Genomic DNA, 11,392 nt, shown 5'->3' with positions numbered 1-11,392 from the left:
AGGAAGAAGCGACCCAGATGATCCTGCAAGGGACCCAGCTGGAAATCGAATACGCCCGTGACACCATGCCGCGCGGCGTACTGGGCATGAACGCGGCGATGATGGAGGACTACCTCAAGTTCATCGCCAACCGTCGCCTGTCGCAGATTGGCTTGAAGGAAGAATACCCTGGCACCACCAACCCGTTCCCATGGATGAGCGAGATCATGGACTTGAAGAAAGAGAAAAACTTCTTCGAGACCCGTGTGATCGAGTACCAGACTGGCGGCGCGCTGAGCTGGGATTGATTCCCGAGCCAAACAGCATCAAGAAGCCCTGACGTGTTCAGGGCTTTTTTATGTCCCGTGATTGGCCATTTCTTGAAGCACATCGCACCAGGCACTGGGTCTAGAAGGGTTCGGATCGCATCAGCAATGCTGTAGCCTTGTGCCCCAATCGCCATCAGCGATTGATACGCGAGCAAATGCCTGTTGTCACAGCTGATGCACTTCCAAAAAAATTAGATAGGACCGAGGCCAACCCGTGAACCCAGACATGCTCGAAGCCGGCCCCGCTGACGCCAAAGTACTTTCCGTCTTTGACTTCGACGGCACCCTGACCCACCACGACAGTTTTGTGCCGTTCCTCAAGTTTGCCTTTGGCAAGGCTGAGTTCTGCCGGCGCATGGTAAAGCTGGCGGTGCCCGGGCTGCGGTTTCTGTTGCGGCTGACCAGCCGGGATGAGTTGAAGGCGCAGTTGATCCGCACCTTTATGACCGGCGTGGAGAAGGCTTGGGTGCAGCAGCAGGCGCAAGCTTATTGCCAGGCGTATTGGAACAAGTTGATGCGCCCGAGTGGCTTGCAGTCGGTGGCAGATGAATTGAAATCCGGCGCGGTGGTGACACTGTGCTCGGCGTCGCCGGCGCTGGTGTTGCAGCCGTTTGCCGATCGCCTGGGGATCAAGTTGATTGGCACCGAGCTTGAGGTGGTCGACGGGGTGTTGACCGGCAAGCTCACCGGGAATAACTGCCGGTGTGAAAACAAGGTGCTGCGCCTGGAAGCGGTGTATGGGGACCTGGGGGAATATCGGCTCAGGGCCTGGGGCGATACGCGCGGGGATCGGGAGTTGCTGGCGGCGGCGCAGGATGCGCATTTTCGGCATTTTCATACGAAGAAGAAAAAGCAGGCTCGGCTGCCGCGGTGATGGGAACTAAACCCAATCCTCTACGCGCAAGCCTGGCACGCGGTCAAACTCCCGCCGGTTGTTCGTGACCAAAATCAGCCCTTGCGAACGGGCATGCCCAGCGATCATATGGTCATAAGGACCTATCGGAGTGCCAGCTCTCGCCAGCTCTGCGCGAAGCTGGCCCGTATGTATCGAGGCATCCTGGTCGTACTTCAAAACTTCCAAGCGTGCGGCAAAGCCCTCGATATCTGCCAGGTTTCGCTCAGGGTTAGATGATTTTTCCGCGCCGTAGATCAACTCCATCAGGGTCACTGTACTGATAGCCAGTTGGCCGTGATGCCTTTTGAAAGTCTCGCGCACCTGCTGGGGTTTGTTTTTGATGGTGAAGATACAAACGTTGGTATCCAGCATGAACTTGAGCACTAGAAAGACTCCCGCTCTTGGTCTGCTGGCTGCTCGCGGTCGTTCATAAAATCAGGCGTGACGCCCTCGCCATCAAACCAGCTGTCCCACGACTCACCGGCGGGGGTGATGATTCTGGCCCTACCGATTGAGATGACATCTACACGTTTTACGTCATCCGGCATGGCCGCAGCCTTTGGCAAACGCACAGCTTGGCTACGGTTGCTTTGGAATACAGAACCTTGGTCCATGGTGCTCTACCTCTAGTGACAACGTGTGTTAGGCAACGCTACACCACGGACTGGATATGTCAACGGGATATACATTTCGTTTAGTATCAATCGTCGGTTTTCGGCAACGCTTGAGCGGACGTTACTGGGAAATCGAGGCGGCGCCCTCACAGCCTCGCTAGAACTATTTGGATCGTTTTTATTGCTGATATTTAAGGCAAATCCCGCTATTAATAGCGAAACCTCTCACGGACCCGAGCCCCATGAAATTCGACACGGCCTACTGCCTGAGTCTCGATGAAAAACTGTCGATCTACGACGTACGAGACCTGAATTTCGATGAAACTGCGGATTTCGACTCCGACAAGGACCGCTTCCTCTGCCCCAACGATGAATGCCGTGCAGCATTCGATACGGGCAATGCGTTGAGCACCTTCAACGCAAAAAACGTCAACTACCAGCGCACACCGCACTTCAAGAACAAGACCGGCACCCGGCATATCGACGGCTGCCGATATGCCAGCACGCACAAGGCCGCATCAGGTGAAAGTGACGACGAGCGCGAGGACAATTTCCCATCGGAGCTTGTGCTCACCCGCCGTCAATACGAGCGCAAAGCCGCCGTCGCCAGCGTTGAAGGAAACACCCCGCTACATCCAACGAAAGTCCCGTCTAGCCGAAGTAGTGTCGCCCACACAAGCAGTGAGTCCACCCCGGACAAAACCAGCGTGTTCGCCCACCCGGTGGAATGCTATGTGTCGAATATCGACGACAGGGACAAGCTCAAAAGCATGCCCTTGAAGATCGGCGACCACACCGCGACCTACTGGGCGTTTTTCAAGAAGATCGAATACCTGCAAGACAACAAGGGCCTGATCTACTGGGGCAGGATCAAGGCGATCAAGGACTACACCAGCAGCTTTCGCATCGACTTCGAAAAGAAGGTGTGGCTCGACAAGAAGCCTTACTCGGTGAACGTCTACCTGAGTAAAAAACTGATCGAGAACTACCGCAAGCGTAAAGCCTTCCTGGAGCAGATCAAGGCGGCAGCCGGCAGTGAACAGCCGTTGTATTGCTTCTTCTACGGCGTGACGCCGGAGCTGAAACAGGTGCCCAGCAAGAAGAACCCCGAGCAGACGTTCGGGGTATTCAGCGTAGACATCGAAAACCTTGACCACCTGATTATTCGGGAGGCGCCGGGGTTGGAATAGGGGCTCGCCGAGAGACCAGCAAAAATCCAGTTGATAGACGGTCAAAACAACTGTACAAAAACACAGTATAGTTTGCCCTCCCCCGTCAAACCCTGGAGAAACCCCATGTCCTCCCTGGCAATGAGCTCTTCTGTAGAACAGCAGATCGTCCTGCACCAATTCACCGCCAAGCACAGTGCACAGGCCCGCGCGATGCTCGGCTGGAGCCGCGAAGACCTGGCCCACCAGGCAGGTGTGGCGGTGGAGGCGGTGCAACGCTTCGAAAGCCATGCCGACGTGGAGGATGAAACCCGTTTGATCCTGGCGTTTCGGCTGGAGGCGGAAGGGCTGGTGTTTTTTCCGGGGTTTGCACCGGGATGGGGGATGACTGCGCGCAGGTCTTCCCCCACATCTGCCGAACCCGCCGAGCCAGGCATCATCTCGCGGCTGATGGGCTCCACAGCGGCATCGGTTGACTCACAAGTCCCCCAACCGAATGGAGCGTAACGCCCAGCGGGTTCACCGGGTAGCCAAGCTGCGTCAACCCCAAGCCGTTGAGTGTAAAACCGGGATGCCGTCGGGCCTGTATGCAGCACCCGGCGCATTATTTATCCTGATTGCCCGCAGGCATGCCGTAGTGCCGCTCAAAGCACCGGCTTAACCGCCACTTTAGCCGCCTGCTCATACCCATAGGCCATTGCGAGCAATGTGGCTTCGGACCGGTCGGTACCGAAAAAGTAAGCAGCGGTCGGCAGATTGTCTTCGTTCGTTCCAGAAGGGACGGTAATCCCTGGATACCCCGCCACTGCGGCACCGAAGTAACTGTTGGTATCGAAGTCCGACACGATGGCGTCCAGGTTTTCCTGTTTGATCGGGTCATCCACTGTGCTGCGAAAATCCTCGATGAGTGCGTCCCAACGTTCTTTGCGCTCCTGTGGTGTCAGGGTGGAGGCAACGATCTGCTTAAGCACCGGCTGATGATCCGTACCAGTGCCATCCTCGTTGTCATTGAACTCGATGAGTTTGGACAAGGAATTGTTCTGCAGCCCCTGGCGACCAGCCAGGTAGGCATTAAATTCTTCCTTCACATCCGAGAACAGCAACTCCTCGTAACCTGATGCGTCTGCCAGGCGCATATTGATCGGTATCAACACCGCGCCTTGCTCGCGAAGCACTTCCAGGGTTTTGCTGAATTGCGGGCTGTTCTCCACCGGCAGGCTTTCGCCGTTCCTGGTGAACGTCGCGGGATAGCCGATACGCTTGCCTTTTAACGCGCCAGGTACCAGAAGCCTGGTGTAATCGAGCCCCGGCGTGACTCCCCGGCTTTCGGGGTCACCCGACATAGCGTTAAGCAACAACGCAACATCATGGACCGAACGAGCCATTGGGCCTGGCGTATCCTGCCGCCGGCTGGCCGGGATGATTCCATTGCGATCCAATAAACCCACGCTGGGTTTAAGCCCTACGACACCATTGAGCGCTGCCGGTACGATGATGGACCCATTGGTTTCGGCGCCAACCGCCAAAGGTGCCAACCCCGCGGCAACCGCCGCGGCGGATCCGGAACTGGAGCCGCCGACTTCGGCGTCCGGGTGATGCGGGTTGCGGGTTTGCCCGCCGCGGCTGCTCCAGCCATCGGGGCCACCGCGAAAACCGGCCAGTTCCGTCATATTGGTTTTGCCCAGGATCACCGCGCCCTGCTTGGTCAGGTACTCAACGAGCGGGGCATTCCTGCCGACAGGATCACCCACCAGGCCATTGGCGCCTGCACTGGTTTGCATGCCTGCGGTTTCAATGGTGTCCTTGAGTAAAACGGGAACGCCATGCAATGGCCCGCGCACCTTGCCACTGGCACGCTCACGATCGAGTTCGCGTGCGCTCTCCAGCGCCTCGGGATTTAGCTCAATGACGGAGCGTAGTTGCGGATCAAGCCAACGAATACGCTCCTGCAGGAAACTGACCAGATCGACCGAGGTCAACCCACCCGGCCGGGCCATCTGCTCACCCAGTTCGCGGACACTCAAGAATGCCGTACCGGGGGGAAGCGCTTTTGAACCCGTGGGGGACGAACCCGTCACCGGCTGCTGAAAAGCCTGTTGGATAAACGAATACACGCCGTACGCAACACCAAACATACGTGCCTCCTGAGGGCAGACTTAACGAAGGATCAATGCTGATCTGTCCGTCAGTCTAAGTACCTCAGCGTGCCCCTGGCGTTAAGACCCCTGCCACTTCGGGAGTGAGAAGAATCAACGCAGCCTGTAGTTACCCCTGGCGACCCGATGCGCCAGAAGCATGCTGTCGATACGCCTGCGCCAGGGTGTCCAGTGAGTCTCGCGACCACCTCGCGCCATAAAACCAGAGTTTCATTCCCCCCTCCAGCGGTATGCAGATACTGCGATACCCGCTTGCGCACGCCCCCTGAAACGCCGCGTTCCCCTCGACGGATACCAGCGCATCAAGGCGATACCGGGTCACGAGATCATCGATGTCATTGCAGGCCTGCAAGGTGAACTCAAGGGTCTGATCCGCGCGCTTCACGTCCACCGCGACCCATTGCACACCAGCCTGGCGAAGGACTTCAAGAACCTGACGCAAGGCGCTGCCCTGTTCGACGGGTTCAGCACGACCTGCGCGCACGTACCGACCGACATACCCGATGCGCCAACCCGCCATCACCTTGGAAGAAGCAAAGGTGGTGTTGTTGAGCACCAGGGGAACTTCCACCATCACCGGTCCCGTCGGCTCGATACCACTCAAGGCGATCAGTGACAACGAAGGGTCCCGCACCGTTTTCACATGCGGGGCCAACGCGTTGTATCCCGGTATACGCACTGCCCCCTCAGGGTGCGCGGCGCCGAAGACAATACCGGAGGGGTTGGTATTGTTGGTGTTCACCAGGGGCAACACTGACTCATGCCCTCCGATTTCTGCGGAGACCGACGTCGTCAAGCCAGGCTGGCACGGCATGCCCAAATGCCAGGTTTTCTCACAATCGCGTTCCATCAGCACCTACCCCGGAAAATGACGTTGCCGGGATCATCGCACTCTTAGCCGACACTTGTCGTAGGACTGAAACACTCTGAAAACTCCTTTTTTCCTGCGTGCGCCACCTCAACCAGCAGCCGGTTCGTGCAGGCCTTGAGCCTCCACTTCCAGCCACCATGCATGCCCGCGTTCTGGCTGGTTCAAGCTGAACGCCTGGCCCATCGCCGGCGTGGTAATCGACACATTGCGCTCCCACGCCAGGGCCATGATGCGGTCGAAGGGCTCGTGCCAGGCATGGAACGCCAGGTCGAACGTGCCGTTGTGAATCGGCAGCAACCAGCGGCCCTTGAGGTCGATATGTGCCTGCAGGGTTTGCTCCGGCTGCATGTGTACGTGGGGCCAATCAACGTTGTAAGCACCCGTTTCCATCAACGTCAGATCAAACGGGCCGTACTGCTCGCCGATGCGTTTGAAGCCATCGAAGTAGCCGGTATCACCACTGAAGAAGATCCGCCGCGGCCCATCGATCATCACCCAGGAACACCACAGGGTCTGGTTGCCATCAAACAAACCACGCCCGGAAAAATGTTGCGCAGGCGTGGCAACAAAACGCACGCCATCGACCTCAGTACCCTGCCACCAATCCAGCTGCCGCACCTTCGCGGGATCGACGCCCCACTTGACCAGAATGTCGCCCACACCGAGCGGCGCTAGAAACCAGCGGGTCTTCTCGGCCAATTGGACCACAGCCTTGTGATCCAGATGGTCGTAATGATTGTGGGAAAGAATCACGGCCTCCAACGGTGGCAGCTCTTCAAGGCTGATCGGCGGCTGATGGAAACGCTTGGGGCCGGCCCAACTGAACGGCGAGGCGCGCTCGGCGAACACCGGATCGGTGACCCAGAACTTGCCACGCATTTTCAGCAATACGGTGGAATGCCCAAGGCGAAACACGCTGTGGTCAGGGGCGGCCAGCAGTTGCTCGCGGGTCAGCGGATGCACCGGGATCTTGCCCACCGGTCGTGTACTGCGCGGCTTGTTAAACAACATGTTCCAGAAAATGCGCAAGGTCTTGCCGAAGCCACCGTGCTGCACGGGAGCGTCGTTGCTGAAGTGGCTGTGTTCCTGCTCGGCAGGTTTACTCGCCTTGGGCGAAGGGGCAACACGGGATGAGATCGTGGCCATTACCAGGTGACTCCTACAGGCCGCTGAAAAGTTACACTGCACAGTGTAGTTTCAAGATTGCAACAAAAGCCGGAACAAGTAAACTACCGAGTGTAATTTTCCCCAAAGAGCCGAACACCCGCCATGACTGCCCCTCAACGTCTCACCGACCGCAAACGCGAAGCCATCGTGGCCGCCGCCATCGCCGAGTTTCGCGCCAACGGGTTCGAGGTCACCAGCATGGACAAGATCGCCGCCACCGCCGGCGTTTCCAAGCGCACCGTGTACAACCACTTCCCGAGCAAGGAAGAATTGTTCGCCGAAATCCTCCATCAACTCTGGGCGAGCAGCGTTGCTCAACTGGATGTGAGTTATGCCAGCGACCGCCCGCTGCGCGAGCAATTGCGCGGGTTGCTGGAAGCCAAGATGAAGATGATGGCGGACGCCAATTTCCTCGATCTGGCCCGGGTCGCTATCGCCGCCACCATTCATTCGCCGGAACGTGCGCAAGACATGGTCACCCGCCTGAGCCAACGCGAAGAAGGCTTTACCCAGTGGGTCCGCGCCGCCCAGGAAGACGGCCGGCTCAGTTGCACCGACCCGGCATTCGCCGCCCACCAGATCCAGAGCCTGCTCAAGGCGTTTGCGTTCTGGCCCCAGATTACCCTCGGCCAACCCACCCTCGACGCCGCGAGCCAGGCCAGCGTGATCGAGTCGGCCATCGACTTGTTCCTGGCCGGCTACGAAGTGCGCCCCCTTCGGCCCTCGTAAACCTATCGTCGAAACGACATCGCGGGTCGCTTTTGACGCATTCGCCCTCTGTTTTGCGCAAATGGCCTGTAAGGCCACTGATTATTGCGTTGCAAATAACTGACAATAATCAACGAATTATCCGATCAACGGTGAAGCCGGGATCGCGCGCTGTTGCATCTGCAAAATTGAGCTGACTCAGAACTTATGGAAAACAGACAAGGCAAAGGGCTTTCGTTTGCCAAGCGTATCTACAAGCCAAGGATTATTGGCCTGGGCATCGGCAGCATCAGCGTCGCCGCCGCCCTTTACCCGCTGGCCATGCCCGGCTGGGTGTGGGCGTTCCTGCTGTTCAACGGCTTTGCCTGGGCGCACGTGGCGTATCAGCTTTCAACCCGCGCCCAATTTCCCTACCAGGCCGAACAACGCAATCTGCTCTACGACTCGCTTTTCGGCGGGTTCTGGGCGGCAGCCACCCAGTTCACGCCCCTGACCGCCGTGACGATCCTGTCGATGATGGCCATGAACAACGTTGCCGCCGGGGGCAAACGCCTGTTCCTGCGCGGCCTAGTGGCACAGGCCGTTGGCGTCGGTGTCGCATGGCTGCTGTTCGGTGCGCGATTCAACGCGGATGTCAGCCTGCTCCAGGTCTATGCCTGCCTGCCGATGTTGACCCTCTACCCCATGGCCATCGGCACCGTCTGCTATCAATTGGCGATAAAGCTGTCAGAACACAAGCGTGCCCTCAGCGCGCTGAGTCGCACCGATAGCCTCACCGGGCTGCTCAACCACGGCTCCTGGAAAGACCTGCTGCACATCAAGTTCCACAAGTGCCAGCAACAACAAAGCCACGCCAGCATCGCCCTGATCGACATCGACCACTTCAAACAGATCAATGACACCCACGGCCATATCGTCGGTGACGCCGTGCTGCGCCAGCTCAGCCTGGAACTGCGGCGCAACCTGCGGGAAAACGACTTGGCCGGGCGTTATGGTGGTGATGAGTTCTGCGTGATTCTTCCGCAAATGCCATTGGAAGAAGCCGCGCAAGTGATGGAGCGGATGCGCGAAACATTCGGTAACTATCGCAACCCACAGATCCCTGAATTGCGCGTGAGCCTGAGCATCGGCCTGGCCGATTTCCAGCCCGGCTTCAGCGATGCCGCCATGTGGCTCAACGCCGCGGATCGTGCGCTGTACGCCGCCAAAGCCACCGGGCGCAACCGCGTCAATGTCAGCGACTATCCCGTGGCCCATTCCGCCTAAGTTGTCCGACGACACCTCGTCTGAAATTCCTACCCAGCGTCCACGGCGATAGCATAATGCCGCCATTGGTCGCCTCCGGTGAAAAGTGCCCGCCCATGGCCGAACTTCTGACGCACCGCGCGACTCTGAAGCCCGCTGTTCTACCCCTGCTGTCAGCACCCGGAAGCTGACAATGAGCACGTCAGCCGTAGCGTCAGGCGCGCTACGGGGGCAGGCGACCTTGCATGGATAACCCCGAAGCTTGCTTGCCCGAGCACCCGAATATGCTATTCAACGCCCATAAAAAAACCATCAGCACCCTGCAACACACCGTCGCCCAACAGGCCAGTCTGCTGGACGCCATCGAGCGCTCCATGGCGGTCATCGAGTTCGACCTGCAAGGCAATGTACTGCGGGCCAACGACAACTTCCTCAAGACCATGGGCTACCGCGCCGAACAGATCCTCGGCCAGTCCCATCGGCTGTTCTGCACGCCCGCCTTCGCCCGCAGCGCCGAGTACAGCCAGTTGTGGACGAACCTGCGCAATGGCCAATTCCAATCCGGCACGTTCGAACGCGTGGCGGGCACCGGTCAATCGGTGTGGCTTGAGGCCAGCTACAACCCGGTACGTGACGAGACCGGCCGCGTGCTCAAAGTGGTGAAGTACGCCATGGATGTCACCCCGCGCATGCAGGCCGAAAGTGAAGCCAACGCCAAGTTGGATGCCATCGGCCGCGCCATGGCGGTAATCGAGTTCAATCTCGACGGCACCATCCTCACCGCCAATGAAAATTTCCTACAGCGCATGGGCTACAGCCTCGCCCAGATCCAGGGCCAGCATCACCGCCTGTTCTGCACGCCGGAATTGGCCAACAGTTCGACCTACAGCGACTTCTGGCGACGCCTGAACCAGGGCGAGATGTTCAGTGGCCAGTTCGAGCGCGTGGACAAACAGGGCCAGACCGTGTGGCTCGAAGCCAATTACAACCCGGTGCACGACGCCAGCGGACGCCTGTGCAAAGTGGTCAAGTTCGCCTCCGACGTCACCGCCATGGTGCAACAGCACAGCGCCGACGCAGCCAGCGCGGCCCAGGCGTATCACATCTCCCTGAACACCCGCGACATCGCGGAAAAAGGCGCCGAGGTGATCCAGCAAACCGCCAGCGGCATGCGGGAAATTGCCGCCGACATTGACGGTTCCTCCCAATTGATCGCCAAGCTCGGCGAGCGCTCGCAACAGATCACCGCCATCGTCAATACCATCCGTGGCATCGCCGACCAGACCAACCTGCTGGCGCTGAACGCGGCCATCGAAGCCGCGCGTGCTGGCGAACAGGGCCGAGGATTTGCCGTGGTAGCCGATGAAGTGCGGCAACTGGCGGCACGCACCAGCGGTTCCACTGCCGAAATTTCCAGCATGATCGCGATGATCCAGGACGAAACCCGCCAGGCCATCCAGAGCATGGACGGCACCCGCGACCGCGCCGCGCAAGGGGTCGACCTGGCCAACCGTGCCGGCACGGTGATCCTGCAGATTCGTGAAGGCACCAGCGAGGCGGTACAGGCGGTGAGCGCGTTCGCCAATGAACGCGGTGGCAGCTGACCCGATCTTCATGCGTAGGGGCCGAGGGCTCGGTCTATAGTGTTTGCCTGTCTCTATGTTGATGATCCGAGCCCGCCATGACCCCAGATAAACCCGACGTCGACCACCTGCGTTTTCACCGCCCCCACGCCCACCTGGCGCCGACCTTTGGCAACGACACCTTTGCCCTCAAGGCCGAAGCCTTCGCGCGCTTCTTCGGCACGCCGACCTTCCTTGGCGCACAGACCGCCATCGTGGTGTTGTGGGTGGTGCTGAACATCACCGGCGTCACGCACTTTGACGTGTACCCGTTCATCCTGCTCAACCTGGCCTTCAGCCTGCAATCGGCCTACGCCGCGCCGTTGATCCTGCTGGCCCAGACCCGCCAGGCTGCGCGCGACAAAGCCCAGTCCGACGCCGACGCGCAGCACCGCGAAGCCTTGGCCGTGGCCAACACCGAACGCCAGGCCCAGGCCGCACAGACCACCAAGCAGTTGCTGGAATTGCTGGAGCAAAACACCCGCCTGACGGAAATGACCAAGCAACTGACCGAGCGCATCGAAACACTGACGTGTGAAATGCACGAGCAGTTCGTACGCAAATCTTGAGCTAACCCTAAATCCCCTGTGGGAGCGGGCTTGTGTGGGAGCGGGCTTGCTCGCGAAAGCGGTGGGTC

Annotated in this window: 13 protein-coding genes and 1 pseudogene; 9 read left to right on the top strand and 5 right to left on the bottom strand. The window is 59.1% G+C overall.

Features of this window, described 5'->3' with window-relative positions; all coding sequences use genetic code 11:
• Nucleotides 1-287: ribonucleotide-diphosphate reductase subunit beta (locus NUV89_RS22975; protein ID WP_046033829.1), on the top strand; the 287-nt coding region annotated here is incomplete at its 5' end.
• Between the two features lie 247 nt (nucleotides 288-534).
• Nucleotides 535-1,182 (top strand): HAD-IB family hydrolase, encoded by a 648-nt coding sequence (locus tag NUV89_RS22965; protein ID WP_257783118.1) that lies wholly within the window; start codon nucleotides 535-537, stop codon nucleotides 1,180-1,182.
• Between the two features lie 6 nt (nucleotides 1,183-1,188).
• Here NUV89_RS22965 and vapC read toward each other — a convergent pair whose 3' ends face one another.
• Nucleotides 1,189-1,587, bottom strand: a complete 399-nt coding sequence (gene vapC, locus NUV89_RS22960; RefSeq protein WP_257783115.1) for a tRNA(fMet)-specific endonuclease VapC — start codon at nucleotides 1,585-1,587, stop codon at nucleotides 1,189-1,191.
• On the bottom strand, nucleotides 1,587-1,817 hold the full coding sequence (locus NUV89_RS22955; RefSeq protein ID WP_257783114.1) for an antitoxin: 231 nt from the start codon (nucleotides 1,815-1,817) through the stop codon (nucleotides 1,587-1,589). The genes vapC and NUV89_RS22955 overlap by 1 nt, the downstream gene beginning before the upstream one ends.
• A 242-nt stretch (nucleotides 1,818-2,059) precedes the next feature.
• Between NUV89_RS22955 and NUV89_RS22950 the strand changes: the two genes are divergently transcribed.
• Both NUV89_RS22950 and NUV89_RS22945 read left to right on the top strand, forming a co-directional pair.
• Nucleotides 2,060-3,007, top strand: coding sequence for a hypothetical protein (locus NUV89_RS22950; protein ID WP_257783113.1), 948 nt, complete (start codon nucleotides 2,060-2,062; stop codon nucleotides 3,005-3,007).
• A 105-nt stretch (nucleotides 3,008-3,112) separates the two neighbouring features.
• Nucleotides 3,113-3,493 carry an XRE family transcriptional regulator gene (locus tag NUV89_RS22945; protein ID WP_257783112.1) on the top strand — a complete coding sequence of 127 codons (381 nt, stop codon included), beginning with the start codon at nucleotides 3,113-3,115 and terminating at the stop codon, nucleotides 3,491-3,493.
• A gap of 137 nt (nucleotides 3,494-3,630) precedes the next feature.
• Here NUV89_RS22945 and NUV89_RS22940 read toward each other — a convergent pair whose 3' ends face one another.
• The 3 genes from NUV89_RS22940 to NUV89_RS22930 form a co-directional block, all read right to left on the bottom strand.
• Nucleotides 3,631-5,121 (bottom strand): amidase family protein, encoded by a 1,491-nt coding sequence (locus NUV89_RS22940; RefSeq protein ID WP_257783111.1) that lies wholly within the window; start codon nucleotides 5,119-5,121, stop codon nucleotides 3,631-3,633.
• A 130-nt stretch (nucleotides 5,122-5,251) separates the two neighbouring features.
• Nucleotides 5,252-5,896: a hypothetical protein gene (locus tag NUV89_RS22935; RefSeq protein ID WP_257783117.1), complete on the bottom strand. Its 645-nt coding sequence runs from the start codon at nucleotides 5,894-5,896 to the stop codon at nucleotides 5,252-5,254.
• 204 nt (nucleotides 5,897-6,100) lie between these two features.
• Nucleotides 6,101-7,159: an MBL fold metallo-hydrolase gene (locus NUV89_RS22930; protein WP_257783110.1), complete on the bottom strand. Its 1,059-nt coding sequence runs from the start codon at nucleotides 7,157-7,159 to the stop codon at nucleotides 6,101-6,103.
• 123 nt (nucleotides 7,160-7,282) lie between these two features.
• On the opposite strand from NUV89_RS22930, the gene NUV89_RS22925 reads away from it, so the two are divergent.
• From NUV89_RS22925 to NUV89_RS22910, 5 genes and pseudogenes are all read left to right on the top strand, one after another.
• Nucleotides 7,283-7,909 carry a TetR/AcrR family transcriptional regulator gene (locus NUV89_RS22925; RefSeq protein WP_257783109.1) on the top strand — a complete coding sequence of 209 codons (627 nt, stop codon included), beginning with the start codon at nucleotides 7,283-7,285 and terminating at the stop codon, nucleotides 7,907-7,909.
• A 186-nt stretch (nucleotides 7,910-8,095) separates the two neighbouring features.
• Nucleotides 8,096-9,154 (top strand): diguanylate cyclase, encoded by a 1,059-nt coding sequence (locus NUV89_RS22920; protein WP_257783108.1) that lies wholly within the window; start codon nucleotides 8,096-8,098, stop codon nucleotides 9,152-9,154.
• Nucleotides 9,155-9,378: 224 nt separating this feature from the next.
• Nucleotides 9,379-10,185: pseudogene (locus NUV89_RS30015) on the top strand (PAS domain-containing protein); the annotation flags it as partial.
• Nucleotides 10,186-10,737, top strand: a complete 552-nt coding sequence (locus NUV89_RS30010) for a methyl-accepting chemotaxis protein (RefSeq protein WP_374684539.1) — start codon at nucleotides 10,186-10,188, stop codon at nucleotides 10,735-10,737.
• A 77-nt stretch (nucleotides 10,738-10,814) separates the two neighbouring features.
• Entirely contained in the window at nucleotides 10,815-11,324 is a 510-nt protein-coding gene (locus NUV89_RS22910) for a DUF1003 domain-containing protein (protein ID WP_257783107.1), read from the top strand.
• Nucleotides 11,325-11,392 lie beyond the last annotated feature (68 nt).

Source organism: Pseudomonas sp. 18.1.10, from assembly GCF_024655625.1.
GTDB lineage: Bacteria > Pseudomonadota > Gammaproteobacteria > Pseudomonadales > Pseudomonadaceae > Aquipseudomonas.
Note: the sequence above shows the minus strand (reverse complement) of the source record. Positions and strands in the feature narration are given on the sequence as shown.